Below are 25,955 nucleotides of genomic sequence, written 5' to 3' on the forward strand. Positions count from 1 at the left end.
CCTCTCCCCTCCCCGAATCGGGCGGGCTCAGACCTCCGAGTCCGCTTTGACGGGCACCGCGATGGACTCCGTGAGCGCCTGCTCGTACCGGCGCTGCCGGCGACGCAGCCACAGCCCGCCGGCGATGAGGAGCGCGAGGATCACGTAGGCGACCGCGGAGAACGGCTGCGCGATGAGCGTCGTCAGGTCGCCCTGACTGAGCTGCAGCGCACGACGGAGCTGCTCCTCCCCCATCGGCCCGAGGATCATGCCCACCACCAGCGGCGCCACCGGGAATCCGTACCGCCGCAGGAAATAGCCGAGGATGCCGATGATCAGCAGGATGAGGATGTCGACGACCGCGAAGTTCAGCGCGTACGCGCCGAAGGCGGCGAACAGGAGGATTCCGGCGTACAGGTACGGCCGCGGGATCTGCAGGAGCTTCACCCACATGCCCACCAGCGGCAGGTTCAGCACGAGCAGGATCACGTTGCCGATGTAGAGGCTCGCCACCAGCGCCCACACAAGGTCTGCCTGTCCGGTGAACAGCTGCGGCCCCGGCTGCAGCCCGTAGGTCTGGAACGCGGTGAGGATGATCGCCGCGGTCGCCGTCGTCGGCAGCCCGAGCGTGAGCAGCGGCACGAGCACACCCGCGGCCGCGGCGTTGTTCGCCGACTCCGGGCCCGCGACGCCTTCGATGGCCCCGCGGCCGAACTCGTCCTTGCGCCGCGAGAGCTTGCGCTCGGTGGCGTAGGACAGGAAGGTCGCCACGTCGGCGCCACCGGCCGGGATGGTGCCGATCGGGAAGCCGATGGCGGTGCCGCGGAGCCAGGGCTTCCAGGAGCGGCGCCAGTCGTCCTTCGTCATCCAGCTGCGCCACCCGCGCGACACGGGGATCACGTCGATCGCGCCGTGCCTCAGCCGGGCCGCGACGTACAGCGTCTCGCCGACGGCGAAGAGGCCGACCGCCACGAGCACCACGTCGATGCCGTCCGCCAGCGGCAGCAGGCCGAGCGTGTACCGCTGCTGCCCCGAGAGCCAGTCGGTGCCGACCAGGCCGAGGAACAGGCCGACGCCGAGCGACAGCAGGCCGCGCGGCACGGAGGACCCCATCAGCGCACCGACCGTGACGAACGCCACGACGATGAGGGCGACGTAGTCGGCGGGCCCGAGGTTCACGGCGAACTGCGCGAGCACCGGGGCGAGCAGCGTCAGGCCGACGGTGGCGAGGGTGCCCGCGACGAACGACCCGAGCGCCGCGGTGGCCAGCGCCGCCGCGCCCCGCCCGAGCTTGGCCATCTTGTTGCCCTCGATCGCCGTCACGATCGACGACGACTCCCCCGGGGTGTTCAGCAGGATGCTCGTGGTCGACCCGCCGTACATGCCGCCGTAGTAGATGCCCGCGAACGTGATGAGCGCCGCGGCCGGCTCGAGCGTATAGGTGAGCGGAAGGAGCAGGGCCACGGTCATCGCCGGCCCGATCCCGGGCAGGACGCCCACGGCCGTGCCGATCAGCACGCCGAAGAAGGCGAACACGAGGTACTGGGGCTGCAGCGCGGTCGCGAACCCCTCGAGGAGCAGACTCCAGCTGTCCATCAGAACATCCTTCTCAGCCAGCCGAGCGCCGGTCCCCACGGGAGCGACAGCCCGAGCAGACCGCCGAACACGACCTGCACGACCAGCGCGATGATCGCGCCGATGAGGAGCGCCATCCACCACCGGCGGGCGCCGAGCGCCCACGCGACGCCGCCGAACAGCAGCGCCGCTGCCGGGGCCCAGCCGAGCGGCTCGATGAGGAGCAGATGGGCGACCACGAGCGCCACGATCTTCACGAGGGTGAGCCAGTCGGTCGGCAGGCTCTGATCGACGTCCTCCCCCTCCTCCGGCACACCGCGGTGCCCGCGGAGGATGCTCACCACGACGGCGAGAGACGAGCCGAGCAGCAGCACCGAGACGAACAGCGGGAAGACCGTCGGCCCGACCTGGCCACCCGCGGGCACATGGATGGTGAACACGCCGGCGAACGCGAACACGCCGAGCGCCACCATGAGCAGGGCGAAGACGAGCTCCCCCCGCGGCAGGGACGCGACGAGGCGTGCGGACCGACGGGCGTCGGTCCGCACCTCCTCGCCGGGTCCGGAAGACCCGGTCGTCATGTCAGCCGACCAGCCCGATGTTCTGCAGCGTCGTGGTGACCTCGGTGATGTTGCCGTCGAGGAACTCGTCGAACTCGGCGCCCGTGAGGAAGGCATCCGCCCAGCCCCGCGTCTCCAGCTCGTCCTTCCAGGCTTCGGACGCCTCCAACTCGGTGACGATGCGCTCGAGCTCCGAGCGCTCGGCGTCGCTGATGCCGCCCGGCGCGATCACGCCGCGCCAGTTGGTGAGCACGACGTCGTATCCGGAGTCGGTGATCGTGTCGACGTCCGGCAGCTGCGTGACCGGTTCCTCCGACGAGACGGCGAGGGCCTTCATGGTGCCGGCCTCGATGTGCTGCAGGAACTCGCCGACACCGGAGATGCCTGCCGAGACCTTGCCGCCCAGGATCAGCGAGGTCGCCTCGCCGCCGCCCGAGTTGGGCGTGTAGTTGAGCTTCTCGGCGATCTCCGCGCCGTCGAGCCCCGCCTCCTCGAGCAGCAGTCCGGCGAGGATGTGGTCGGCTCCCCCGGCGGAGCCGCCCGTGATCGTGACCTCCTGACCCTTGTCCACGACGTCCTCGACGAGGTCCTCCAGGGTGTCGTACGCGGAGTCCGCGGGGACCACCACGACGAGGGGCTCGTCCGTGAGGCGGGCGATCGGGGTCATGTCCTCGATGCGCACGGCCGAGGCGTTGGTCTCCACCGCACCCACCATCACGAGGCCCATGACCATGAGGGTCGCCGGGTCCTTCTCGTTGGCGAGCTGCGCGAGACCGACCGTACCCCCGGCCCCGCCGACGTTGGTGACCGGCGCCGAGCCGACGATGTCCTCCTGGGTGAGCAGCTGGGAGAGGGCACGACCGGTCTGGTCCCAGCCGCCGCCCGGGTCGGCGGGGACGACGATGTTCACGTCGGTGATGGCGACCGCCTCGTCGCCGCCGTCGGAGCCGACGGTTCCGCCGTCCGCGGTCGAGCACGAGGTGAGGACCAGGGCGGTCGCGGCGACGGCCGCGGCGAGGGTCCCGATGCGGGCGTGATTCATGGCGCTCCTCCTTGAGCGTTCGGGTGCAATCCGTCCACTGTCAAGGCGCGGATGCGCCCGCTCAAGCTTCAGAAACCATTGGTCGCGTTCCGTAACTATTGGTCGTGAACACCTCCGCCGGCGGCTCGCGGCCCGTCCGCCCACCCGGGAGAATGGACCCGTGGCCTCGAAGATGACGCTCCGTGTGCAGCTGCTCGCGCTGCAGGCGCTGATCGTGTTCCTGGTGACCCTCGCCACCGGCATCGCCGCCGGGGCGTTCCAGGAGAACGCGCTCCGCGAGGCCTACAAGGACCGCATGCAGGCGGTCGCCCAGTCCGTCGCCGCTCTTCCCGTCGTCCTCGACGCGTTCGACGACGAGGACCCGGCCGCCGCCATCCAGCCGGTCGCCGAGGTCATCCGCGAGGCCTCCGATCTCGCCTATGTGGTGGTCGCCAACGACGAGGGCATCCGGTACTCGCATCCGAACACCGACCGCATCGGCGAGCGGGTGTCCACCGACCCGTCGATCCCGCTGGGCGGCGACATCTTCGTGGGCACCCAGACCGGGACGCTCGGGACCTCGTGGCGCGTGAAGGTGCCCATCCGCGACGAGGACGGCACGGTCATCGGCACCGCCTCCGTCGGCATCCTGGAGTCCGAGCTGAACGAGGAGTTCACCAGCAACCTCGTCGGACTCATCTCCGCCATGCTCGCCGCGGCGGTTCTCGGGGTCTTCGGCGCCGCGTGGGTGACGTCGTTCATCCGGCGCCGCATCTACCGGCTCGAGCCGCACCAGATCGCTGCCCTGGTCAAGAACCAGGAGACGACCCTGCACGGGTTGAGCGAGGGCGTCGTCACGGTGGACGGCACAGGGCGGATCACCCTGGTCAACGATGCGGCCGCCCGATTCCTCGGCCGCGACGCCGCCGATCTCGACGGCACTCCCGCGGACGAGGTCCTCGGGGAGGAGCTCAGCACGGTGCTTCGCGAGGGCGAGGCCGCGGGACGCCCCGTCATCGTCGGCTCGCACGTGCTCGTCGCGCGGAGCACGGCCTCCGGGAACGGGTCCGCCGACGTGGGGGCGACGCTGCTGCTCCGCGACCACACCGAGCTGCACGACGTCGTGCGCCGGGTCGAGGCGGCCGACGCGATCATCGCCTTCCGGGAGCGGTACGGGCTACCGAAGGGGCTGAGCGCCGAAACGCTGGAGCGGGTCTCCGCCGCCCTCACCGCCCGACCGGACGCCTCCGCGACCGAGATCGGAGAGGACCTCGCCATCTCCCGCGTCAGTGCGCGCCGCTATCTCGAGCACCTCGCCGCCACGGGCCAGGCGGTGCGGTCTCTGGATTACTCCACCAAGGGGCGCCCCGGGGCACGCTACCGGGTCACCGACCCCCGCTGAACGACGAAGCCCGCCACCCCGGAGGGGCGGCGGGCTTCGTGGGAGATCTGTCCTTACTCGGACTTCTTCTCGACAGCGTCCTCGGCGGCGGCCTCAGCGGCCTCGCCCTCGGCCTGCGACTCGGCGCCGGCCTCGGCAGCCGTGTCCTCGGCAGGAGTCTCGTCCGCGGGGGCCTCGACGGTCTCCTCGGCGGGAGCCTCCTCGGCAGCCGGCTTCTCGTCCTTCGGGGCCGCAGCGGCCTTCTTGGTCGACTTCGCCTTCGGGGTGACGGGCTCGAGGACGAGCTCGATCACGGCCATGGGGGCGTTGTCGCCCTTGCGGTTGCCGACCTTGGTGATGCGCGTGTAGCCACCCTCGCGGTCCGCGACGAGCGGAGCGATCTCGTTGAACAGGACGTGCACGACTTCCTTGTCACCGATGACCGACAGCACGCGACGGCGGGCGTGGAGGTCTCCGCGCTTGGCGAAGGTGATGAGGCGCTCGGCGAGCGGACGCAGGCGCTTGGCCTTCGTCTCGGTCGTCTTGATCGACTTGTGGGTGTACAGCGCAGCGGCGAGGTTGGCAAGCAGCAGGCGCTCGTGGGCGGGGCCGCCTCCGAGGCGGGGACCCTTGGTGGGCTTGGGCATAATCGTCTAACTCCTGGTCAGAAAGGGTCGGGTATCAGAAGGACTCGTCTTCGCTGCCGCCGTAGAAGTGGGCGCCGTCGAAACCGGGCACCGAATCCTTGAGCGACAGACCGAGCGAGATGAGCTTGTCGCGCACCTCGTCGACCGACTTCTGGCCGAAATTGCGGATGTTCATGAGCTGCGTCTCCGACAGGGCGACGAGCTCAGAAACGGTGTTGATGCCCTCACGCTTCAGGCAGTTGTACGAGCGGACCGACAGGTCGAGGTCCTCGATCGGCATCGACAGCTCGCTGGAGTTCACAGCCTCCACCGGCGCCGGGCCGATCTCGATGCCCTCGGCCTCGACGTTCAGCTCACGGGCGAGACCGAACAGCTCGGTGAGCGTCTTGGCAGCCGAGGCGACGGCGTCGCGGGGGCTGATCGCCGACTTGGTCTCGACGTCGAGGATGAGCTTGTCGAAGTCGGTGCGCTCACCGGCACGGGTGGCGTCGACGCGGTAGCTGACCTTCAGCACGGGCGAGTAGATCGAGTCGATCGGGATCTGACCGGCCTCGGCGTACTCGTTGCGGTTCTGCGTCGCGGAGACGTAGCCACGGCCGCGCTCGATGGTGAGCTCGAGCTCGAACTTGGCGGTGTCGTTGAGCGTCGCGATGACGAGCTCGGGGTTGTGCACCTCGACACCGGCCGGAGCCGAGATGTCGGCGGCGGTCACTTCACCGGCACCGGTCTTGCGGAGGTACGCGGTGATGGGCTCGTCGCGCTCGCTGGAGACGACCAGCTGCTTGATGTTGAGGATGATCTCGGTGACATCCTCCTTCACGCCGGGGATCGTGCTGAACTCGTGCAGCACACCGTCGATGCGGACGCTGGTGACAGCGGCGCCGGGGATCGACGACAGCAGGCTGCGACGCAGCGCGTTGCCGATCGTGTAGCCGAAGCCGGGCTCCAGAGGCTCGATGATGAACCGGCTCCGGTTCTCGACGATCTTTTCCTCGGTCAGTGTGGGACGCTGTGCAATAAGCACTCTGTGTTCCTTTCGATCACATGCCCGCTATATGACATGTGGTGGGGTGAGGTCTTGAGTTGTGGAAGTCGATGCCCCACGCGGGGCGCCGAGCCGCTCAGCCCGTCATGGCTCCCTGAGCCTGTCGAAGGGCGAGCGGCTCGGCACACGCATCAGACGCGGCGACGCTTCGGCGGACGGCAGCCGTTGTGCGCCTGCGGGGTGACGTCCTGGATCGAACCCACCTCGAGGCCGGCGGCCTGCAGCGAGCGGATCGCGGTCTCGCGGCCGGAGCCCGGACCCTTCACGAAGACGTCGACCTTCTTCACGCCGTGCTCCTGCGCCTGGCGGGCGGCCGACTCGGCGGCCATGCCTGCGGCGTACGGGGTCGACTTGCGGGAGCCCTTGAAGCCCACGCCACCCGACGACGCCCAGCTGATGACAGCGCCGGACGGGTCGGTGATCGAAACGATGGTGTTGTTGAACGTCGACTTGATGTGGGCCTGGCCCAGCGCGATGTTCTTCTTCTCCTTGCGGCGCGGCTTGCGCGCGGCGGCCTTGGGTGCAGCCATGAAAGTGTTCTCCTAGTCCCTGGCCGCTGCTTAGCGGGCCTTCTTCTTGCCGGCGACGGTGCGCTTCGGGCCCTTGCGGGTACGGGCGTTGGTCTTGGTGCGCTGACCGCGGACCGGGAGGCCACGACGGTGGCGGAGGCCCTCGTAGGAGCCGATCTCGACCTTGCGGCGGATGTCTGCGGCCACCTCGCGGCGCAGGTCACCCTCCACCTTGTAGTTGCCTTCGATGTAGTCGCGGAGGGCGACGAGCTGGTCGTCGCTGAGGTCCTTCACGCGGATGCTCTCGTCGATGTCGGTCGCCTTGAGGATCTCGACCGAGCGGGTACGGCCGACGCCGTAGATGTAGGTAAGGGCGATCACCACGCGCTTGTCGCGCGGGATGTCAACGCCGGCAAGACGTGCCATGCGGTTCTCCTGGGTGTTGTGGAGGTGTGGAGCAGGATCGGTGCCCGGGCCTCCGCCCCGAGGTGTCAGCCCCCACGGCTCCGCCGGTCACCCGGTCGCTGAGCCTGTCGAAGCGTCTGATCCTGCCGTGTCGTATTGAGTTATGAGATTGCGAGAGCGGCGCTCACGCAGCGGGGGCTCAGCCCTGGCGCTGCTTGTGACGCGGGTTGCTCTTGCAGATCACCATCACGCGGCCGTGGCGGCGGATCACCTTGCAGTGATCGCAGATCGGCTTGACGCTGGGGTTGACCTTCATGATGTTTCCTGTTCGCTGTCTTCGTGCTGCCCGATGTCCGACCTCCGAGACCTGGGTCCCTGAGCCCGTCGAAGGGCAGCCGTTACTTCTCGACCGATCAGCGGTAGCGGTAGACGATGCGGCCGCGGGTCAGGTCGTAGGGGCTGAGCTCCACGACCACGCGGTCCTCGGGGATGATGCGGATGTAGTTCTGCCGCATCTTTCCGGAGATCGTCGCCAGAACCTTGTGTCCATTGCTGAGCTCAACGCGGAACATCGCGTTGGGCAGAGCCTCCGACACGACGCCCTCGATCTCGATGACACCGTCTTTCTTAGCCATAGCCTCGCTGACGCTTCTGCAGACCGGTCGATCTGCGGTGGGTGGGTGATGTGCGGTACCGGGCCGGATCGGACACGCCGAACGCATGGCACAAGGCACCAAAGATCTATGTTATCCGACGACGCCCCATCCGGCAACTTGGCCGGACGGGGCGTCGAGGGGTCAGTGCGTGTCAGCCGAGCAGGTCGGTGAACCGCTTCATGTCTTCCTGGTTCTGGAGGTCGAGCCGCTCGCCGTCGATCTCGACGGTCGGGGTGCCCTGGATGTCGTTGGCCTTCGCCTGCGCGGCACCGAACTTGCGGTACGTCTCGTCCGTGATGCAGGACACCACATCGTCGCCCGCGCCGACCTGGGTGGCGAACTCGGCGAGCTGCTCGTTCGTGAGGCCGGGGCTGTTCTCCGCCGGCTGGTTCTCGAACAGGACCTTCGCGTAGTCGAAGTAGAGGTCGGAGTCGGACTCGGCGACGCAGAACGCGGCACCGGCCGAACGGGAGGAGAACTCGGTGCCCTGCGAGAAGCGGTCCAGGATCGCGATGGGGTGCTGCTCGAGGGTGATCTCGCCGCTCTGCGCCTTGGCCTCGAGGGCGGCGCCGAACTGGTCCTCGAAGGACTTGCAGACCGGGCACTGGAAGTCGAGGAAGACCGACACCGTGGTGTCGCCGTCACCCATGGAGATGGAGCCGGCCTCGGCGTCGAAGTTGTCGCTCGCGGTCGGGGTGGCGCCGGGAGAGGTCGCCTGGTTGTTGAGGAACACCACGAGTCCGCCGAGGGCCACCAGGACCACGACGACGGCGATGGAGACGCCGATCGCGAACCAGTTGGTGTTGCTCTTCGCCGCTGCCATTACTTTCCGATCTCTCGAGGCTCGACCCCGAACGGGGCGAGTCCGGCTCTTCCACCATCGGGCGCGGTGAGCACCCAGATGCCCCCATCATGCAGGGCGACGCTATGTTCCCAATGTGAGCCGTCCGTGCCGTCGACCGTCGTGACGGTCCAGTCGTCGTCCTCCACGAAGGTCGCCTCGCCGCCGGCGGTCACCATGGGCTCGATGGCGAGCACGAGTCCGGGCTTCACGTCCGCGCCGCGGTCGGGTGTCCGGTAGTTGAAGACGCTGGGCGCCTCGTGCATCTTCCGCCCGATGCCGTGGCCGACGTACTCGCGGAGGATCCCGTAGGGCTCGCCGCTCACGGCGGACGGCCCCTGCGCCTCGATGTAGTCCTGGATGGCGGCGCCGATCTCGTCGATCGAGGATGCCGTCGCCATCGCGGCGATGCCCGCCCACATCGACCCCTCGGTCACGCGGGAGAGCTCCTCGCGGCGGGCGACGAGCTCCGGGCGCTCGGGATCGGGGACGACGACCGTGATCGCGCTGTCACCGTTCCAGCCGTCGAACTGGGCGCCGCAGTCCACCGAGACGATGTCGCCCGGCTGGAGCACCCGCTCCCCCGGGATACCGTGCACGACCTGTTCATTGACCGAGACGCAGATCGTGTGGTGGTAGCCCTTGACGAGCTGGAAGTTCGACTCCGCTCCCCGCTGCACGATCGCGCGGTTGGCGGCGGCATCGAGCTCGATCGTCTTCACTCCGGGCTTGATGAGGGCGCTGACGGCGTCGAGGGCCTCGGCGGTGATGAGGCCGGGCTCGACCAGGGCTCGGAGCTGAGCCGGGGTCTTGTAGATCGAGCGGCGGAACATCTCAGGCGGCGGAGGCGGCGGAGCGCAGTCCGCGAGCGGCCAGGGCAGCGGCGATGCGCTCCGTGATCTCCTCGAGGGACCCCACGCCGTCGATGCGGTCGACGATCCCGCGGCTGCTGTAGACCTCGATGATCGGCGCCGTCTCCTTCTCGTAGATGTCGAGTCGGTGCGCGATGGCCTCGTCGGTGTCGTCGGAACGGCCCTGCTCGGCGGCGCGGAGGGCGAGGCGGGCGATGCTCTCCTCACGGGGGACGTCGAGGAGGATCACCGCGTCCAGCGCCTCGCCGCGCCCTTCGAGGAACGCGTCCAGGTGCGACACCTGCGCGGTGTTGCGGGGGTAGCCGTCGAGGAGGAAGCCGTTCTGCGCGTCGTCCTGGCTCAGCCGGTCGCGCACGATCTCGCTCGTCAGCTCGTCCGGCACGAGATCGCCCTTGTCGAGGATCGCGGTGACCTGCTGGCCGAGCGCCGTCCCCTCCTTGATGTTCGCGCGGAAGATGTCGCCGGTCGAGACGACGGGGATGCCGTAGGACTCGGCGATGCGCACACCCTGCGTGCCCTTGCCGGAACCCTGCGGACCGACGATGAGCAAACGGGCAGTGGGTCGGTGCCCTTCGACGGGCTCAGGGACCAGGTGGGGCACTGTCATCGGAGAAGTCCTTCGTAGTGTCGCTGCTGCAGCTGGGCGTCGATCTGCTTGACCGTCTCGAGACCCACGCCGACGATGATGAGGATCGACGCGCCACCGAACGGGAAGTTCTGGTTGGCGCCGACCGTCGCGAGGGCGATCAACGGGATGAGGGCGATCAGGCCCAGGTAGAGGGAACCGGGGAGCGTGATGCGGGTGAGCACGTAGTCCAGGTACTCCGCGGTCGGACGGCCGGCCCGGATCCCGGGGATGAAGCCGCCGTACTTCTTCATGTTGTCGGCGACCTCGACGGGGTTGAACGTGATCGCGACGTAGAAGTAGGTGAACCCGATGATCAGCAGGAAGTATGCCGCCATGTAGATCGGGCTGTTGCCGGTGGTGAAGTTCGCGCTGATCCAGCTGACCCAGGCGGGCGGCGTCGAACCGTCCTGCGGGGTGTTGAACTGGGCGATGAGCGCGGGGATGTACAGCAGCGACGAGGCGAAGATGACCGGGATCACGCCCGCCATGTTGACCTTGATCGGGATGTACGTGTTGGTGCCGCCGTACGTCCGGCGTCCCACCATGCGCTTCGCGTACTGCACGGGGATGCGCCGCTGGGACTGCTCGACGAAGACGACGAGACCCATCACGATGATGCCGACGAGGAGCACGAGGAGGAACACCTCGAAGCCGCGGGTCTGCCAGATGATCGACATCGCACCGGGGAACGTCGCGGCGATGGAGGTGAAGATCAGCAGCGACATGCCGTTGCCGATGCCGCGCTCGGTGACGAGCTCGGCGAACCACATGATCAGACCGGTGCCGGCCGTCATCGCCATGATGATGAGCACCTGCGCCCACCAGACGTCGTTCGTGAGGAGCTGGGTGCACGCGCCGATGTCGGTCGTTCCGAAGAGCTGACCGGTGCGGGCGACGGTGACGAGGGTCGTCGACTGCAGGAGCGCGAGGGCGATCGTGAGGTACCGCGTGTACTGGGTGAGCTTGGCCTGCCCGGCCTGGCCCTCCTTGTGCAGCGCCTCGAAGTGCGGGATGACGACGCGCAGGAGCTGCGTGATGATCGTCGCCGTGATGTACGGCATGACACCGAGCGCGAAGATCGACAGCTGCAGCAGAGCGCCGCCGGAGAAGAGGTTGACGAGTCCGAGCAGACCCTCGGTGCCGGCATTGGCCGCGAGACACTGCTCCACGTTCGGGAAGTTGACGAACGGCGCGGGGACGTTCGAGCCGAGACGGTAGATCGCGATGATCGCGAGAGTGAAACCGATCTTCCGACGCAGGTCGGGCGTGCGGAAGATCCGCGCGATGGCGCTAAACAAGAACGTTCCTCCTGAAAAGGTGGCCGAACCCCCGAGGGGCGGCTGAAACACCAGGGTAACCCACTCCGAGGTCCGGGGAATGCGGGCGGTCGGCTCCTCCCCCACCGAACCAGAAGAGGGGCCGGAGAATCTCCGACCCCTCTTCCGCAGTGGTTACTTGACGGATCCGCCCGCAGCCACGATCTTCTGCTCGGCAGAACCCGAGACCTTGTCGACCGCGACGGTGAGCTTCACGGCGATGTCGCCGTTGCCGAGAACCTTGACCTTCTCGTTCTTGCGAACCGCACCCTTGGCGACCAGGTCGCTCACGGTGACGTCGCCACCCTGGGGGTAGAGCTCCGCGAGCTTCTCCAGGTTCACAACCTGGTACTCGACGCGGAACGGGTTCTTGAAGCCACGCAGCTTCGGCGTGCGCATGTGCAGCGGCATCTGGCCACCCTCGAAGCCGACGCGCACGGTGTTGCGGGCCTTGGTGCCCTTCGTGCCGCGACCGGCCGTCTTGCCCTTCGAGCCCTCACCGCGACCGACACGGGTCTTCGCGGTGTTGGCACCCGGGACCGGACGCAGGTGGTGGACCTTCAGCACGCCGGGGCGGGACGCCGGGGCGTCCTTCTTCGGCGCAGCCTTGGCGGAGCCGTCGGCCTTCGCGTCGGCGGCAGCGGTCTTGGCCGGTGCCTTCTTCGCGGCGGGCTTCTTGGCGGCGTCGGCCTTGGGAGCCGCCGCCTTCTTCGTGGCCTTCTCGGCCTCGACGGCCTCGTTCTTCTCAGCCATTAGTCGATCTCCTCAACCTTGACGAGGTGGGCGACGGTCTTGACGTAGCCGCGCGTCTGCGCGTCGTCGGGGCGGACGGTGGTGTCACCGATCCGCTTGAGACCGAGGCTGCGCAGCGTGTCGCGCTGGTTCTGCTTCTCGCTCACCTTGGACTTGATCTGCGTGACCTTGAGTCGCGCGGCCATCAGGCACCTACCTTCTGTGCGGCGATGGCCTCGGCCTCGGCGCGGACGAGCCGGGCCGGGGCGACCTGGTCGAACTCGAGACCACGACGTGCGGCGACGGCGCGGGGCTCCTCGAGCTCCTTCAGGGCGGTGACCGTCGCGTGCACGATGTTGATCGTGTTCGACGAGCCGAGCGACTTGGACAGCACGTCGTGGATGCCGGCGCACTCGAGCACGGCGCGGACCGGGCCACCGGCGATGACACCGGTACCGGCAGCGGCGGGGCGCAGGAGCACCACACCGGCGGCCGACTCACCCTGCACGGGGTGCGGGATGGTGCTGCCGACGCGCGGGACGCGGAAGAAGTTGCGCTTGGCCTCTTCGACACCCTTCGAGATCGCCAGGGGGACCTCACGGGCCTTGCCGTAGCCGACGCCCACCAGACCGTTGCCGTCGCCGACGACCACGAGAGCGGTGAAGCTGAAGCGACGACCACCCTTCACGACCTTCGAGACGCGGTTGATGGTGACGACGCGCTCCAGGAACTGGTTGTCGCCGCGGTCGCGCGAGTTGCGGTCGCGGCCGCCCTGGTTGCGGTCACGTCCGCCGCGGCGGCCGTCCCGCTGGTCGCGAGTGGGCTCAGCCTGCGTGGTGCCGGCGGCCGTCTCGGAAGTGGCAGCAGCCGCTTCGGTCACTTCGTTCTCCTTGTTGTCACTCACAGTGCCAGACCCCCTTCACGGGCGCCGTCGGCGATGGCGGCGACACGACCCGCGTAGCGGTTGCCGCCACGGTCGAACACTGCCTCGGAAACGCCTGCGGCCTTCGCACGCTCGGCGAGGAGCTCGCCGACCTTGCGAGCCTTGGCGGTCTTGTCGCCATCCAGCGAACGCAGGTCGGTCTCGAGCGTCGAGGCCGAGGCGACCGTGTGGCCCTTGCTGTCGTCGACGAGCTGCACGAAGACGTGACGCGCCGAACGGTTGACGACGAGGCGCGGACGCACCTCGGTGCCCACGATCTTCTTGCGAAGACGGGCGTGACGACGCGCGCGGGCGTCGGACTTCGACTTCACAGCCATGGTTACTTACCAGCCTTTCCGGCCTTGCGACGCACGACCTCGCCGGCGTAGCGCACACCCTTGCCCTTGTACGGCTCGGGCTTGCGGATCTTGCGGATGTTCGCAGCCGCCTCGCCGACGGCCTGCTTGTCGATCCCGCTGACGGTGAGCTTGTTCGTGCCCTCGACCGTGAGCGTGATGCCGGCGGGCGGGTCGACCAGGACCGGGTGCGAGAAGCCGAGGGCGAACTCGACCGAGTTGCCCTTCTGCTGCACGCGGTAACCGGTGCCGACGACCTCGAGACCCTTGGTGTAGCCCTGGGTCACGCCGATGATGTTGTTGTTGATGAGCGTGCGGGTCAGGCCGTGAAGCGACCGCGACTCGCGCTCGTCGTCGGGGCGGGTGACGAGAATCTGGTTCTCCTCGACCGACACCTCGATGGGGCTGGCCACCGTGAGGGTGAGCTCACCCTTGGGGCCCTTCACCGCGACCTCACGGCCGTCGACCGAAACGGTCACGCCCGCGGGAACGTCGATGGGAAGTCGTCCAATACGCGACATTTCGGATTACCACACGTAGGCGAGAACTTCTCCGCCCACGCCCTTCTGCTCAGCCTGGCGGTCCGTGAGGAGACCGGAGGAGGTGGACAGGATGGCCACGCCGAGGCCGCCGAGGACCGTGGGGATCTCGGTCGACTTCGCGTACACGCGGAGGCCGGGCTTCGACACGCGCTTGATGCCCGCGATCGAGCGCTCGCGGTTCGGGCCGTACTTCAGCGTCAGCGTGAGGTTCTTGCCCACGCGCGCGTCGGAGGTCTCCCAACCGGCGATGTAGCCCTCCTGCTGGAGGATCTCTGCGATGTGCGTCTTGAGCTTGCTCGACGGCAGCGTCACGGTGTCGTGGTGCGCCGAGTTCGCGTTGCGCAGACGGGTCAGCATGTCTGCGACCGGGTCTGTCATTGTCATTGTTGTCTACTTTCGTTCATGAGGTTCCGGCTGCCGTTACACGACAGACGGCCTGCGATGAGCACGCAATCTTCAATTGTACGTGCACATCGACGGGCTCAGTGACACGAGACCACTGAGCCCGTCGAAGGGTCACGCCTGGGCGTCGTCCGCGCGGAACGGGAAGCCGAGGTGACGCAGCAGCGCCCGACCCTCGTCGTCCGTCTTCGCCGAGGTCACGACGGTGATGTCGAAACCACGGACGCGGTCGATCTTGTCCTGATCGATCTCGTGGAACACGCTCTGCTCCTGGAGACCGAAGGTGTAGTTGCCGTTGCCGTCGAACTGCTTGGCCGACAGACCGCGGAAGTCGCGGATGCGGGGCAGCGCGAGCGAGACCAGGCGGTCCACGAACTCCCACGCACGGTCGCCACGGAGGGTGACGTGCGCGCCGATGGCCTGGCCCTCACGCAGCTTGAACTGCGCGATGGACTTGCGGGCCTTGGTGACGATCGGCTTCTGGCCGGTGATCTTGGTGAGGTCGTCGACCGCACCATCGATCACCTTGCTGTCGCGAGCAGCCTCGCCGACACCGGTGTTCACGACGACCTTGACCAGGCCGGGGATCTGCATGACGTTCTCGTAGCCGAACTCGTCCTGCAGAGCCTTCTTGATCTCGGCGTTGTACTTCGCCTTCAGGCGGGGCTGGATCTTGCCAGCCACCGCAGCGTCGGTCGTTGCCATCAGAGGTCCTTACCGCTCTTCTTCGCGAAGCGCACGCGGACGGTGCGCTTCACGCCGTCCTTGGTCTGCTCCTCGACCCGGTGGCCGACCTTGGTCGGCTTCTTGGTCGAGGGGTCAACGAGTGCGACGTTCGAGATGTGGATGGGCGCCTCGACGGTCTCGAGGCCACCCGTCTTCGTACCACGCTGCGTCTGACCGACGCGCGTGTGCTTGGTGACGTAGTTGACGCCTTCGACGACGACACGGTTCTGCTCGACGAGGACGTCGAGGACCTTGCCCTGCTTGCCGCGGTCGCCACCACGCTCGGGCTTGGCGCCCGAGATGACCTGAACCAGGTCGCCCTTCTTGATCTTCGCCATGATCAGATGACCTCCGGTGCCAGCGAGACGATCTTCATGAACTTCTTGTCGCGAAGCTCACGGCCGACCGGCCCGAAGATACGGGTGCCGCGGGGCTCCCCGTCGTTCTTCAGGATGACGGCGGCGTTCTCGTCGAACTTGATGTAGGAGCCGTCGGGACGACGGGTCTCCTTCTTGGTGCGGACGATGACCGCCTTGACGACGTCGCCCTTCTTGACGTTGCCACCGGGGATCGCGTCCTTGACGGTCGCGACGATGGTGTCGCCCAGACCGGCGTACCGGCGGCGCGAGCCACCGAGGACGCGGATCGTGAGCAGCTCCTTGGCGCCGGTGTTGTCGGCGACCTTGAGACGGGACTCCTGCTGAATCACTTGGCCTTCTCCAGAATCTCCACCAGACGCCAGCGCTTGGTGGCGCTCAGCGGGCGGGTCTCGTTGATCAGGACCAGGTCGCCGATGCCGGCGGAGTTCGCCTCATCGTGCGCCTTGACCTTCGACGTCCGGCGGATGACCTTGCCGTAAAGCGGGTGCTTCACGCGGTCCTCGACCTCGACGACGATCGTCTTGTCCATCTTGTCGCTGACGACATAGCCACGACGGGCCTTGCGGTACCCGCGGGCGTCGGCGTCGCGCACGTCGTGAGCGGCGTGCTCAGCCTCGACGGCGGCTTCCTTCTTGGTGGCCATCACTCAGCCTCTTCCTTCGGGGCGTCCTCGGCGGCGTCCGCCTTCTTCGCCTTCGACTTGGTCGCCTTCTTCGCGGGAGCCTCGACCGGAGCGGGCGTCGCACGGATGCCCAGCTCGCGCTCGCGGATCACCGTGTAGAGGCGCGCGATGTCGCGCTTGACGGCGCGGATGCGGCCGTGGCTCTCCAGCTGGCCGGTGGCCGACTGGAAACGGAGGTTGAACAGCTCCTCCTTGGCCTTGCGCAGCTCCTCAACGAGGCGCTGGTCTTCGAACGTGTCGAGCTCTGCCGGAGCGAGCTCCTTGGTGCCGATCGCCATTACGCGTCGCCCTCCTCGCGCTTGATGATGCGTGCCTTGAGCGGCAGCTTGTGGATTGCACGGGTCAGTGCCTCGCGAGCGAGCTGCTCGTCGACACCCGCGACCTCGAAGAGGACGCGGCCCGGCTTGACGTTGGCGACCCACCACTCGGGGGAACCCTTACCGGAACCCATGCGGGTCTCGGCCGGCTTCTTCGTGAGCGGACGGTCCGGGTAGATGTTGATCCACACCTTGCCGCCACGCTTGATGTGACGGGTCATCGCGATACGAGCGGACTCGATCTGACGGTTCGTCACGTACGCGGGGGTGAGGGCCTGGATGCCGAACTCGCCGAAGGAGACCTTCGTGCCGCCGGTGGCCTGACCCGAGCGCCCCGGGTGGTGCTGCTTGCGGTACTTGACCTTACGGGGGATGAGCATTATGCCGACGCTCCTTCTGCAACAGGTGCCTCGTTGCGCGGGGCACGGCGGCGGTCACCACGGTCGTCACGGCGCGACTTCGGCGCGTTGGCCTGCTCGCGCGCGAGCTCCTTGGCGGTGAGGTCGCCCTTGTAGATCCACACCTTCACGCCGATGCGGCCGAAGGTGGTCTTGGCCTCGTAGAAGCCGTAGTCGATGTTCGCGCGCAGCGTGTGCAGCGGCACACGACCCTCGCGGTAGAACTCCGACCGGCTCATCTCGGCGCCGCCGAGACGGCCCGAGACCTGGATGCGGATGCCCTTGGCGCCGGCGCGCTGCGCGCCCTGCAGACCCTTGCGCATCGCGCGACGGAACGCCACGCGAGCCGAGAGCTGCTCGGCGATGCCCTGGGCGACCAGCTGAGCGTCGGCCTCGGGGTTCTTGACCTCGAGGATGTTCAGCTGGATCTGCTTGCCCGTGAGCTTCTCGAGGTCGCCGCGGATGCGCTCGGCCTCTGCACCACGACGACCGATCACGATGCCCGGGCGGGCGGTGTGGATGTCGACGCGGACGCGGTCACGGGTGCGCTCGATCTCGATGTTCGAGACGCCGGCACGGTCGAGCTGCGTCTGCAGCAGGCGACGGATCTTGATGTCCTCGGCCACGTAGTCGGCGTAACGCTGACCCGGCTTCGTCGAGTCGGAGAACCAGCGCGACACGTGGTCCGTGGTGATGCCGAGGCGGAAGCCGTACGGGTTGACCTTCTGTCCCATTACTTGCTCGCCTTCTTGTTGCTGTCGCCGGCCGCGGCAGGAGCCGCCTCCGGCGTCGAGAGCACGACCGTGATGTGGCTCGTGCGCTTCTTGATCTGGAAAGCGCGACCCTGTGCACGGGGCTGGAAACGCTTGAGCGTCGTGCCCTCGTCCACGTACGCGTTCTTCACGTACAGGTCCTGCTCGTCGAGGTACTCGCCGTCACGATCCGCCTTGACCTGCGCGTTGGCCATGGCCGACGCGACAAGCTTGTAGATCGGCTCACTGGCGGACTGCTGAGCGAACTTCAGGATCGCCAGAGCCTCCTGGGCCTGCTTGCCCTTGATGAGCGCGACGACACGACGAGCCTTCTGAGGGGTCACGCGGATGTGTCGCACGCGTGCGATGGACTCCACCATTTCTCTCTCCTCTATCGCCGCCGCGTCAGCGGCGACGGCCCTTCTTGTCGTCCTTCTCGTGGCCGCGGAAGGTGCGGGTGGGCGCGAACTCGCCCAGCTTGTGACCGACCATGGTCTCGGAGACAAACACGGGGATGTGCTTGCGACCGTCGTGGACCGCGATCGTGTGACCCAGCATGGCCGGGATGATCATGGACCGGCGGGACCAGGTCTTGATGACGTTCTTCGTGCCGGCTTCGTTCTGCACGACCACCTTGCGAAGCAGGTGCTCGTCGACGAAGGGGCCCTTCTTGAGACTGCGAGGCATCTTCTCTTACTCCTACTTGCGCTTCTTGCCGGCGTTGCGACGACGCACGATGTACTTGTCGCTTTCCTTGTTGGCGTGGCGGGTGCGGCCCTCGGCCTGACCCCACGGGGAGACGGGGTGACGTCCACCGGACGTCTTGCCCTCACCACCACCGTGCGGGTGGTCGACCGGGTTCATCGCGACACCGCGGACGGTCGGGCGGACGCCCTTCCAGCGCATGCGGCCGGCCTTGCCCCAGTTGATGTTCGACTGCTCGGCGTTGCCGACCTCGCCGATGGTCGCGCGGCAGCGCGCATCGACGTTGCGGATCTCACCGGAGGGCAGACGCAGCTGGGCGTAGGGGCCGTCCTTGGCGACGAGGCGGACCGACGCACCGGCCGAGCGCGCCATCTTCGCGCCGCCGCCGGGGCGGAGCTCGATGGCGTGGATGACGGTACCCGTGGGGATGTTCTTCAGCGGGAGGTTGTTTCCCGGCTTGATGTCCGCCGCGGGGCCCGACTCGACGATGTCGCCCTGCTTCAGCTTCGCCGGCGCGAGGATGTAGCGCTTCTCGCCGTCGAAGTAGTGCAGCAGCGCGATGCGCGCGGTGCGGTTGGGGTCGTACTCGATGTGCGCGACCTTGGCGTTCACGCCGTCCTTGTCATTGCGACGGAAGTCGATGACGCGGTACTGGCGCTTGTGGCCACCACCGATGTGACGGGTCGTGATGCGGCCCTGGTTGTTGCGACCACCGGTCTTCGAGATCGGGCGCAGCAGCGACTTCTCCGGCGTCGATCGGGTGATCTCGGCGAAGTCAGCCACCGACGAGCCGCGACGGCCCGGGGTCGTGGGCTTGTACTTGCGAATAGCCATGATTGTCCTTATCCCCCGGATCAGCCGATTGCCGTGAAGATGTCGATGGTGCCCGACTTCAGGCTCACGATGGCGCGCTTGGTGTCCTTGCGCTTACCGGTGCCGAAGCGGGTGCGACGGGCCTTGCCGACGCGGTTGATCGTGTTGACGGACGCGACCTTGACGCCGAAGATCTTCTCGATGGCGAGCTTGATCTCGGTCTTCGAAGCGCGCGGGTCGACGAGGAAGGTGTACTTGCCCTCGTCGATCAGGCCGTAGCTCTTCTCGGACACGACCGGCTTCAGGATGATGTCGCGCGGGTCCTTGTTCAGGGCCGTCTGGAGAACAGATGCCTGCTCGCTCATGCGGAGACCTCCTGGTTGGCGCCGGACTTGGAGGCGATGAAGCCCTCGAGCGCGGCCTGGGTGAAGACGATGTCGTCGGAGACGAGCACGTCGTAGGCGTTGAGCTGGTCGAACGTCAGCACGTGGACGTGGCCGAGGTTGCGGATGCTCTTGAGCGCGAGCTCGTCGCCGCGCTCGATGACCACGAGGACGTTCTTCGACGTGGCGACCTGGGCGAGGAAGCCCGCGGCGGCCTTGGTCGACGGCGCGCCGTCGGTGCCGAACGTGTCGATCGCGTGCAGACGGTCACCGCGGAAGCGGTCGCTGAGCGCGCCCAGCAGGGCGGCCGCGATCATCTTCTTGGGGGTGCGCTGCGAGTAGTCGCGCGGCTTCGGGCCGTGCACGATGCCACCGCCGGTCATGTGCGGCGCGCGGATCGAGCCCTGACGGGCGTTACCCGTGCCCTTCTGCTTGAAGGGCTTGCGGCCGGCACCCGAGACCTCGCCACGACGCTTGGTCGAGTGCGTGCCCTGGCGAGCCGCCGCGAGCTGCGCGACGACGACCTGGTGGATGAGCGGGATGTTCGTCTTGACGTCGAACAGCGCGGCGGGAAGCTCGACGGAGCCTGCCTTCTTGCCGTCTGCCTTGAGGACGTCGAGCGCGAGAGTGGAGTCAGCCATGATCAGGCACCCTTCACTGCGTTGCGGACGTAGACGATGCGGCCGCGAGCACCGGGGACGGCGCCCTTGACGAGCATGAGTCCCTTCTCGATGTCGATGGCGTGCACCGTGAGGTTGAGGACGGTCACGCGCTCGCCACCCATACGGCCGGCCATGCGCATGCCCTTGAAGACGCGGCTCGGGGTCGACGATGCGCCGATGGAGCCGGGCTTGCGGTGGTTGCGGTGCGCACCGTGCGATGCCGAGACGCCCTTGAAGTTGTGGCGCTTCATGACACCGGCGGTGCCCTTGCCCTTGCTCGTGCCGACGACGTCGACGAGCTGGCCGGCCTCGAACGTGCCGTCCACCGTGAGCTCCTGGCCCAGCGTGTAGTCGGCGGCGTCGGCCGTGCGGACCTCGGTCACGTGGCGACGCGGCGTGACGCCGGCAGCCTCGAAGTGAGCCGAGAGGGGCTTGTTCACCTTGCGCGGGTCGATCTGGCCGTACGCGATCTGCACGGCGTTGTAGCCGTCCTTCTCGGGGGTACGGATCTGGGTGACCACGTTCGGCGCGAGCTCGATGACGGTGACGGGAACGAGCTTGCCGTTCTCGTTCCAGACCTGGGTCATGCCGAGCTTGGTGCCGAGCATGCCCTTAGAAACCTTGGAGTTGATGTCAGCCATGTCGAACCTCAGAGCTTGATCTCGATGTTGACGTCGGCCGGCAGGTCGAGACGCATCAGCGAGTCGACGGCCTTGGGCGTCGGGTCGACGATGTCGATCAGGCGCTTGTGGGTGCGCATCTCGAAGTGCTCGCGGCTGTCCTTGTACTTGTGGGGCGACCGGATGACGCACACGACGTTCTTCTCGGTCGGAAGGGGCACGGGTCCGACGACGGTCGCGCCCGCACGGGTCACGGTGTCGACGATCTTGCGTGCGGACGTGTCGATGACCTCGTGGTCATACGACTTCAGGCGAATGCGGATCTTCTGTCCCGCCATTGTCTGCTCTCTCTCTTTAAGCGTCTTACCGTCCGGGACCGGGTGGCCCTGGGGCATTGGACGCACGTCGGCGCTGTTCGCGCCTCGGCACTCGTCTTCTCGGGCCCTCGACCTCGCGGTCGGGGAGCCTGTCGAAGAGGCTGCACCACTGTTCTGCTGTCAGCCGCGCACCCGAAGGTGACGGATGCCCGACCCCCGCCGCGCACGGCAGTGCCCTCGATGATGAAGGTGTCGGGATTGTGTTCTGCTGCCCGCGGCCTAGAACCCTGCAGCCTCCCGGAGGAGGCGCCGTCTATGCACTGCCCTGGCAGTGATCCGGCGCACGCACAGCGGCGACGGAATATCGAACCTGTCTATTCTGCCACGGCGGATTTCACTTCTGCAAACCCGGGCGTGTCGCGCTCACCGGACTCTCAGGGACCTCCCCCTCCGCGCGCGTTCAGTCGCCGGAGGAGCGCGGGGCGAGGCATCCCCATGCCTCGCCCCGCTTGGGGAGGGCGTTCGGTGCGAGGGGGCACACCGAACGCGAGGAGCCCAGCGTGAAGGGACGCCGGACGCCTCGACCGAGGGCACGGCGGAAGACCCGCCGCGCAGGCGGGGAGACGCTCAGGCGCACGGAGTGCGCGCGTCGCACGATGATCCCCAAAATCGTTTTCCCCAGATTTCCAACGCGGACGAACCGCGTGATTCGGGAGCCGAACCCCTTCGGCGTCCCCGACCGCAAGATCCCCAGGCGGTCGAGATGATCCTACTCGATCCATCCGAGAATCCGCCACATCCGAGGGCGCCCATCGGAATACCCCCGACACAGAAGAGCGGCGGCCCCGATCTCGGGGGCCGCCGCTCGCCGTGGAGACGTCGGTCTCTACTCGTTGCCGATGCTCTTGTCCGCACTCTCGCGGATCTCGTCGATCTTGTCGGCCGCGCCGGGTGCGATCTTCTTCGCGAAGTCCGCGACACCGTCCAGCACCTTGTCGCTGATGTCCTCGGCCTGCTCGCTCTTGACGGCTTCGGCGAGCTTGTCCTTGTTCTGCTCGTACAGGTCCTTGCCCTTGTTGACGGCGTCCTCGATACCCATGTGAATCCCCTTCGGAGGTGAACTGCCGGCGATCGCGCCGGACTCCTCATTCTGCCTGGCAGAACCGGGCAGCGGAACCCTGGACCGGAGAACGACAAAGGGGCCGAGCCCGAAGGCTCGACCCCTTTGCGAGGAAGCAGATGCTTACTTGATGATCTTCGTCACCGTACCGGCGCCGACCGTACGACCACCCTCACGGATGGCGAAGCCGAGGCCCTCCTCCATGGCGATCGGCTGGATCAGCTCGACCGTCATGTCGGTGGTGTCGCCGGGCATGACCATCTCGGTGCCCTCGGGCAGCGTGATGACGCCGGTGACGTCCGTGGTGCGGAAGTAGAACTGCGGACGGTAGTTCGTGTAGAAGGGGTTGTGGCGGCCACCCTCGTCCTTGGACAGGATGTAGGCCGTGCCCTCGAAGTCGGTGTGCGGCGTGACCGAACCCGGCTTCACGATGACCTGGCCGCGCTCCACGTCCTCGCGCTTGGTGCCGCGGAGGAGCAGACCACAGTTCTCGCCGGCCCAGGCCTCGTCGAGCTGCTTGTGGAACATCTCGATACCGGTGACGGTCGTCTTCTGCGTCGGGCGCAGACCCACGATCTCGACCTCGGAGTTGATGGCCAGGGTGCCACGCTCGGCGCGACCCGTGACGACGGTGCCACGACCGGTGATCGTGAAGACGTCCTCGACGGGCATGAGGAACGGCTTGTCACGGTCACGCTCCGGGTCCGGAACGCTGTCGTCGACAGCCTGCATGAGCTCGAGGATCGCGTCGACCCACTTCTCGTCGCCCTCGAGGGCCTTGAGAGCGGAGACACGGACGACGGGAGCGTTGTCGCCGTCGAAGCCCTGGCTCGAGAGCAGCTCGCGGACCTCGAGCTCGACGAGCTCCAGGATCTCCTCGTCGTCGACCGCGTCGGACTTGTTGAGCGCGACGAGCAGGTAGGGGACGCCGACCTGCTTGGCGAGCAGCACGTGCTCGCGCGTCTGCGCCATCGGGCCGTCGGTGGCCGCGACGACGAGGATCGCGCCGTCCATCTGCGCCGCACCCGTGATCATGTTCTTGACGTAGTCGGCGTGGCCGGGGGCGTCAACGTGGGCGTAGTGGCGCTTCGGGGTCTCGTACTCGATGTGCGAGATGTTGATCGTGATACCGCGCTGGCGCTCTTCCGGCGCCGAGTCGATGGAAGCGAAGTCACGCTGCACGTTCGTGTCGGACGGGTACTTGTCAGCAAGCACCTTCGAGATCGCTGCGGAGAGCGTGGTCTTGCCGTGGTCGACGTGACCGATCGTTCCGATGTTGACGTGCGGCTTGGTCCGCTCGAACTTGGCCTTAGCCACTGGGTCCTCCTCAGGACGTCGTTGTAGAGGTGCCGGGCACTGGTTTGCGACCGGTTCTCTACGGGTTAGGTTCTCAGTTTAGTAGAGAGGGAATGTGAAGTTGTAGGTGACCTGACCCTTCGACAGGCTCAGGGCCCCATTATGGGTTGCTGAGCCTGTCGAAGCGCCGGGAAGTGTTACTCGCCCTTGGCCTTCTGGACGATCTCGTCGGCCACCGCGCGCGGGACCTCGGCGTAGCTGTCGAACTCCATGGAGTAGACGGCACGGCCCGAGGTCTTCGAGCGCAGGTCGCCGATGTAGCCGAACATCTCGGACAGCGGCACCGCGGCGCGCACGACCTTGACGCCGGCGGCGTCCTCCATCGACTGGATCTGGCCACGACGCGAGTTCAGGTCGCCGATGACGTCGCCCATGTACTCCTCCGGAGTACGGACCTCGACGGCCATCAGCGGCTCGAGCAGCACAGGGTTGGCACGGCGAGCGGCCTCCTTGAAGCCCATGGAGCCCGCGATCTTGAACGCCATCTCCGAGGAGTCGACGTCGTGCGCCGCACCGTCGACGATGGTCGCCTTGACGCCCACCATCGGGTAGCCCGCGAGGACACCGACGTTCATGGCGTCCTGGAAACCGGCGTCGATCGAGCCGATGTACTCGCGCGGGATGCGGCCACCGGTGACCGCGTTCACGAACTCGTACGTCTTCTCGCCGTCGAGCTCGAGCGGCTCGATGTTGAACTGGATCTTGGCGAACTGGCCCGATCCACCGGTCTGCTTCTTGTGCGTGTAGTCGTGCTTCTCGACGGCCTTGCGGATCGTCTCGCGGTACGCGACCTGCGGCTTGCCGACGTTCGCCTCGACGCGGAACTCGCGCTTCATGCGGTCCACGAGGATGTCGAGGTGCAGCTCGCCCATGCCCTTGATGGTCGTCTGACCGGTCTCGGGGTTGAGCTCCGTGCGGAAGGTCGGGTCCTCTTCAGCGAGCTTCTGGATCGCGAGACCCAGCTTCTCCTGGTCGGCCTTGGTCTTCGGCTCGATGGCGACCTCGATCACCGGCTCCGGGAACGTCATCGACTCGAGGACGACCGGCTGCGCGATGTCGGCGAGGGTGTCACCCGTGGTGGTGTCCTTCAGGCCGATGACGGCGTAGATGTTGCCGGCGGTCAGCTTGTCGACCGGGTTCTCCTTGTTGGCGTGCATCTGGAAGATCTTCCCGATGCGCTCCTTCTTGCCCTTGGTCGAGTTGATGACCTGGGCGCCCGACTCGAGCTCGCCCGAGTAGACGCGCACGTACGTCAGACGACCGAAGAACGGGTGCACGGCGACCTTGAAGGCCAGGGCCGCGAACGGGTCCTTCGCGTCGGGGTGACGCTCGATGATCTTCTCCTCGTCCTTCGGGTCGTGCGCCTCGATGGCGGGCACGTCCAGCGGGGACGGGAGGTAGTCGACGACGGCGTCCAGCATGGGCTGCACACCGCGGTTCTTGAAGGCGGAGCCACAGAGGACCGGGTAGATCTCGCTGGCGATGACCATCTTGCGGATGGCGCCCTTGATCTCCGCGACGGTGAGCTCCTCGCCGCCGAAGAACTTCTCGAGAAGCTCCTCGTCGGTCTCGGCGACCGTCTCCAGCAGCTGCTGGCGGTAGTCCTCGGCCTTGTCCTTGAGGTCGGCCGGGATCTCCTGCACCTCGTAGGAGGCACCCATGGTCACGTCACCCTTGGCGTCGCCGGGCCACACCAGCGCGCGCATCTCAATGAGGTCGATGACGCCGACGAAGTCGTTCTCGGCACCGATCGGGAGCTGCAGCACCAGCGGCTTGGCGCCGAGGCGGTTGATGATCGTGTCGACCGTGAAGTAGAAGTCCGCGCCGAGCTTGTCCATCTTGTTGACGAAGCAGATGCGGGGGACGTTGTACTTGTCGGCCTGACGCCACACGGTCTCGGACTGGGGCTCGACGCCCTCCTTGCCGTCGAACACGGCGACCGCGCCGTCGAGGACGCGGAGCGAGCGCTCCACCTCGACCGTGAAGTCCACGTGACCGGGGGTGTCGATGATGTTGATCTGGTTCTTGTTCCAGAAGCAGGTCACGGCGGCAGACGTGATCGTGATGCCGCGCTCCTTCTCCTGCTCCATCCAGTCGGTGGTCGAGGCACCGTCGTGCGTCTCGCCGAGCTTGTGGTTGACGCCCGTGTAGAACAGGATGCGCTCGGTCGTCGTGGTCTTGCCGGCATCGATGTGCGCCATGATGCCGATGTTGCGGACCTTGCTCAGGTCCGTGAGCACGTCTTGTGCCACAGGAGTGTCCTTATCTATTGGAGCAGCAGGTGTACTGCGAAGAGGGGGTGCGACGGGCCCAGGAACGCGGAAGGGCCCCTGAG

General features: G+C 67.2%; 37 protein-coding genes. 1 reads left to right on the forward strand and 36 read right to left on the reverse strand.

Annotated features, from left to right (window positions below; translation table 11 throughout):
• Nucleotides 1-27 precede the first annotated feature (27 nt).
• From AUV07_RS00265 to AUV07_RS00275, 3 genes are read right to left on the reverse strand one after another with little or no spacing between them, the layout of a single operon-like run.
• On the reverse strand, nucleotides 28-1,575 hold the full coding sequence (locus tag AUV07_RS00265; protein WP_062632853.1) for a tripartite tricarboxylate transporter permease: 1,548 nt from the start codon (nucleotides 1,573-1,575) through the stop codon (nucleotides 28-30).
• Nucleotides 1,575-2,135 carry a tripartite tricarboxylate transporter TctB family protein gene (locus tag AUV07_RS00270; RefSeq protein WP_082802798.1) on the reverse strand — a complete coding sequence of 187 codons (561 nt, stop codon included), beginning with the start codon at nucleotides 2,133-2,135 and terminating at the stop codon, nucleotides 1,575-1,577. The genes AUV07_RS00265 and AUV07_RS00270 overlap by 1 nt, the downstream gene beginning before the upstream one ends.
• A 1-nt stretch (nucleotide 2,136) precedes the next feature.
• Nucleotides 2,137-3,156, reverse strand: a complete 1,020-nt coding sequence (locus AUV07_RS00275) for a Bug family tripartite tricarboxylate transporter substrate binding protein (RefSeq protein ID WP_062632855.1) — start codon at nucleotides 3,154-3,156, stop codon at nucleotides 2,137-2,139.
• A 160-nt stretch (nucleotides 3,157-3,316) separates the two neighbouring features.
• Here AUV07_RS00275 and AUV07_RS00280 point away from each other — a divergent pair, with 160 nt between their 5' ends.
• Nucleotides 3,317-4,537, forward strand: a complete 1,221-nt coding sequence (locus AUV07_RS00280; RefSeq protein WP_062632857.1) for a PAS domain-containing protein — start codon at nucleotides 3,317-3,319, stop codon at nucleotides 4,535-4,537.
• Nucleotides 4,538-4,590: 53 nt separating this feature from the next.
• On the opposite strand, the gene rplQ is transcribed toward AUV07_RS00280, so the two are convergent.
• From rplQ to fusA, 33 genes are all read right to left on the reverse strand, one after another.
• The gene (gene rplQ, locus AUV07_RS00285; RefSeq protein ID WP_062632861.1) at nucleotides 4,591-5,163 is read right to left on the reverse strand and encodes a 50S ribosomal protein L17; all 573 of its coding nucleotides are present in this window, start codon (nucleotides 5,161-5,163) and stop codon (nucleotides 4,591-4,593) included.
• Nucleotides 5,164-5,197: 34 nt separating this feature from the next.
• Entirely contained in the window at nucleotides 5,198-6,187 is a 990-nt protein-coding gene (locus AUV07_RS00290) for a DNA-directed RNA polymerase subunit alpha (RefSeq protein WP_025102386.1), read from the reverse strand.
• Nucleotides 6,188-6,339: 152 nt separating this feature from the next.
• Complete coding sequence (rpsK, locus tag AUV07_RS00295) at nucleotides 6,340-6,738, reverse strand: 30S ribosomal protein S11 (RefSeq protein WP_045249905.1); 399 nt, start codon at nucleotides 6,736-6,738, stop codon at nucleotides 6,340-6,342.
• A 30-nt stretch (nucleotides 6,739-6,768) separates the two neighbouring features.
• A complete protein-coding gene (rpsM, locus tag AUV07_RS00300; RefSeq protein ID WP_062632862.1) occupies nucleotides 6,769-7,143 on the reverse strand; it encodes a 30S ribosomal protein S13 in 375 nt (124 codons plus the stop codon).
• A 178-nt stretch (nucleotides 7,144-7,321) separates the two neighbouring features.
• Entirely contained in the window at nucleotides 7,322-7,438 is a 117-nt protein-coding gene (gene rpmJ, locus AUV07_RS00305; protein ID WP_005050492.1) for a 50S ribosomal protein L36, read from the reverse strand.
• A gap of 97 nt (nucleotides 7,439-7,535) precedes the next feature.
• Nucleotides 7,536-7,757 (reverse strand): translation initiation factor IF-1, encoded by a 222-nt coding sequence (gene infA, locus AUV07_RS00310; RefSeq protein WP_018171468.1) that lies wholly within the window; start codon nucleotides 7,755-7,757, stop codon nucleotides 7,536-7,538.
• A gap of 172 nt (nucleotides 7,758-7,929) precedes the next feature.
• Nucleotides 7,930-8,601, reverse strand: coding sequence for a DsbA family protein (locus tag AUV07_RS00315; protein ID WP_062632864.1), 672 nt, complete (start codon nucleotides 8,599-8,601; stop codon nucleotides 7,930-7,932).
• A complete protein-coding gene (gene map, locus AUV07_RS00320; protein ID WP_062632866.1) occupies nucleotides 8,601-9,452 on the reverse strand; it encodes a type I methionyl aminopeptidase in 852 nt (283 codons plus the stop codon). Before map ends, AUV07_RS00315 begins: the two co-directional genes overlap by 1 nt.
• Before the next feature lies 1 nt (nucleotide 9,453).
• A complete protein-coding gene (locus AUV07_RS00325) occupies nucleotides 9,454-10,098 on the reverse strand; it encodes an adenylate kinase (RefSeq protein WP_062632869.1) in 645 nt (214 codons plus the stop codon).
• Nucleotides 10,095-11,417 carry a preprotein translocase subunit SecY gene (gene secY / locus AUV07_RS00330; RefSeq protein WP_025102391.1) on the reverse strand — a complete coding sequence of 441 codons (1,323 nt, stop codon included), beginning with the start codon at nucleotides 11,415-11,417 and terminating at the stop codon, nucleotides 10,095-10,097. The genes AUV07_RS00325 and secY overlap by 4 nt, the downstream gene beginning before the upstream one ends.
• Before the next feature lie 153 nt (nucleotides 11,418-11,570).
• Entirely contained in the window at nucleotides 11,571-12,188 is a 618-nt protein-coding gene (gene rplO / locus AUV07_RS00335; protein ID WP_082758410.1) for a 50S ribosomal protein L15, read from the reverse strand.
• Nucleotides 12,188-12,373 carry a 50S ribosomal protein L30 gene (gene rpmD, locus AUV07_RS00340; protein ID WP_017201575.1) on the reverse strand — a complete coding sequence of 62 codons (186 nt, stop codon included), beginning with the start codon at nucleotides 12,371-12,373 and terminating at the stop codon, nucleotides 12,188-12,190. Before rpmD ends, rplO begins: the two co-directional genes overlap by 1 nt.
• Nucleotides 12,373-13,047, reverse strand: coding sequence for a 30S ribosomal protein S5 (rpsE, locus tag AUV07_RS00345; RefSeq protein WP_200838869.1), 675 nt, complete (start codon nucleotides 13,045-13,047; stop codon nucleotides 12,373-12,375). Before rpsE ends, rpmD begins: the two co-directional genes overlap by 1 nt.
• Nucleotides 13,048-13,067: 20 nt before the next feature.
• Nucleotides 13,068-13,427 carry a 50S ribosomal protein L18 gene (gene rplR, locus AUV07_RS00350; protein ID WP_025102394.1) on the reverse strand — a complete coding sequence of 120 codons (360 nt, stop codon included), beginning with the start codon at nucleotides 13,425-13,427 and terminating at the stop codon, nucleotides 13,068-13,070.
• A gap of 2 nt (nucleotides 13,428-13,429) precedes the next feature.
• Nucleotides 13,430-13,966: a 50S ribosomal protein L6 gene (gene rplF / locus AUV07_RS00355; protein ID WP_062632873.1), complete on the reverse strand. Its 537-nt coding sequence runs from the start codon at nucleotides 13,964-13,966 to the stop codon at nucleotides 13,430-13,432.
• 6 nt (nucleotides 13,967-13,972) lie between these two features.
• Nucleotides 13,973-14,371, reverse strand: coding sequence for a 30S ribosomal protein S8 (rpsH, locus tag AUV07_RS00360; RefSeq protein ID WP_025102396.1), 399 nt, complete (start codon nucleotides 14,369-14,371; stop codon nucleotides 13,973-13,975).
• A gap of 132 nt (nucleotides 14,372-14,503) precedes the next feature.
• The gene (rplE, locus tag AUV07_RS00365) at nucleotides 14,504-15,094 is read right to left on the reverse strand and encodes a 50S ribosomal protein L5 (protein ID WP_025102397.1); all 591 of its coding nucleotides are present in this window, start codon (nucleotides 15,092-15,094) and stop codon (nucleotides 14,504-14,506) included.
• A complete protein-coding gene (gene rplX / locus AUV07_RS00370; RefSeq protein WP_025102398.1) occupies nucleotides 15,094-15,453 on the reverse strand; it encodes a 50S ribosomal protein L24 in 360 nt (119 codons plus the stop codon). The genes rplE and rplX overlap by 1 nt, the downstream gene beginning before the upstream one ends.
• 2 nt (nucleotides 15,454-15,455) lie before the next feature.
• Nucleotides 15,456-15,824 (reverse strand): 50S ribosomal protein L14, encoded by a 369-nt coding sequence (gene rplN, locus AUV07_RS00375; protein WP_025102399.1) that lies wholly within the window; start codon nucleotides 15,822-15,824, stop codon nucleotides 15,456-15,458.
• On the reverse strand, nucleotides 15,821-16,138 hold the full coding sequence (gene rpsQ, locus AUV07_RS00380; protein ID WP_025102400.1) for a 30S ribosomal protein S17: 318 nt from the start codon (nucleotides 16,136-16,138) through the stop codon (nucleotides 15,821-15,823). The genes rplN and rpsQ overlap by 4 nt, the downstream gene beginning before the upstream one ends.
• Nucleotides 16,138-16,455 carry a 50S ribosomal protein L29 gene (rpmC, locus tag AUV07_RS18070; protein ID WP_025102401.1) on the reverse strand — a complete coding sequence of 106 codons (318 nt, stop codon included), beginning with the start codon at nucleotides 16,453-16,455 and terminating at the stop codon, nucleotides 16,138-16,140. Before rpmC ends, rpsQ begins: the two co-directional genes overlap by 1 nt.
• Nucleotides 16,455-16,874 (reverse strand): 50S ribosomal protein L16, encoded by a 420-nt coding sequence (gene rplP / locus AUV07_RS00390; RefSeq protein ID WP_025102402.1) that lies wholly within the window; start codon nucleotides 16,872-16,874, stop codon nucleotides 16,455-16,457. Before rplP ends, rpmC begins: the two co-directional genes overlap by 1 nt.
• Nucleotides 16,874-17,626: a 30S ribosomal protein S3 gene (rpsC, locus tag AUV07_RS00395; RefSeq protein ID WP_025102403.1), complete on the reverse strand. Its 753-nt coding sequence runs from the start codon at nucleotides 17,624-17,626 to the stop codon at nucleotides 16,874-16,876. The genes rplP and rpsC overlap by 1 nt, the downstream gene beginning before the upstream one ends.
• Nucleotides 17,626-18,024 carry a 50S ribosomal protein L22 gene (rplV, locus tag AUV07_RS00400; protein WP_025102404.1) on the reverse strand — a complete coding sequence of 133 codons (399 nt, stop codon included), beginning with the start codon at nucleotides 18,022-18,024 and terminating at the stop codon, nucleotides 17,626-17,628. The genes rpsC and rplV overlap by 1 nt, the downstream gene beginning before the upstream one ends.
• A 25-nt stretch (nucleotides 18,025-18,049) precedes the next feature.
• Entirely contained in the window at nucleotides 18,050-18,331 is a 282-nt protein-coding gene (gene rpsS, locus AUV07_RS00405) for a 30S ribosomal protein S19 (RefSeq protein ID WP_017201589.1), read from the reverse strand.
• Nucleotides 18,332-18,343: 12 nt separating this feature from the next.
• Complete coding sequence (gene rplB, locus AUV07_RS00410) at nucleotides 18,344-19,183, reverse strand: 50S ribosomal protein L2 (RefSeq protein WP_025102405.1); 840 nt, start codon at nucleotides 19,181-19,183, stop codon at nucleotides 18,344-18,346.
• 20 nt (nucleotides 19,184-19,203) lie between these two features.
• A complete protein-coding gene (gene rplW, locus AUV07_RS00415; protein WP_025102406.1) occupies nucleotides 19,204-19,527 on the reverse strand; it encodes a 50S ribosomal protein L23 in 324 nt (107 codons plus the stop codon).
• Nucleotides 19,524-20,186: a 50S ribosomal protein L4 gene (gene rplD / locus AUV07_RS00420; protein WP_025102407.1), complete on the reverse strand. Its 663-nt coding sequence runs from the start codon at nucleotides 20,184-20,186 to the stop codon at nucleotides 19,524-19,526. The genes rplW and rplD overlap by 4 nt, the downstream gene beginning before the upstream one ends.
• Before the next feature lie 2 nt (nucleotides 20,187-20,188).
• The gene (gene rplC / locus AUV07_RS00425; RefSeq protein ID WP_062632874.1) at nucleotides 20,189-20,848 is read right to left on the reverse strand and encodes a 50S ribosomal protein L3; all 660 of its coding nucleotides are present in this window, start codon (nucleotides 20,846-20,848) and stop codon (nucleotides 20,189-20,191) included.
• A gap of 8 nt (nucleotides 20,849-20,856) precedes the next feature.
• A complete protein-coding gene (gene rpsJ, locus AUV07_RS00430) occupies nucleotides 20,857-21,165 on the reverse strand; it encodes a 30S ribosomal protein S10 (RefSeq protein WP_017201594.1) in 309 nt (102 codons plus the stop codon).
• An 865-nt stretch (nucleotides 21,166-22,030) separates the two neighbouring features.
• Entirely contained in the window at nucleotides 22,031-22,243 is a 213-nt protein-coding gene (locus AUV07_RS00435; RefSeq protein WP_062632875.1) for a hypothetical protein, read from the reverse strand.
• A 144-nt stretch (nucleotides 22,244-22,387) separates the two neighbouring features.
• On the reverse strand, nucleotides 22,388-23,581 hold the full coding sequence (gene tuf / locus AUV07_RS00440; RefSeq protein ID WP_062632876.1) for an elongation factor Tu: 1,194 nt from the start codon (nucleotides 23,579-23,581) through the stop codon (nucleotides 22,388-22,390).
• Nucleotides 23,582-23,757: 176 nt separating this feature from the next.
• Nucleotides 23,758-25,872 (reverse strand): elongation factor G, encoded by a 2,115-nt coding sequence (fusA, locus tag AUV07_RS00445; protein WP_062632877.1) that lies wholly within the window; start codon nucleotides 25,870-25,872, stop codon nucleotides 23,758-23,760.
• Nucleotides 25,873-25,955: the final 83 nt, after the last annotated feature.

Source organism: Microbacterium sp. CH1, assembly GCF_001595495.1.
Lineage (GTDB): Bacteria > Actinomycetota > Actinomycetes > Actinomycetales > Microbacteriaceae > Microbacterium.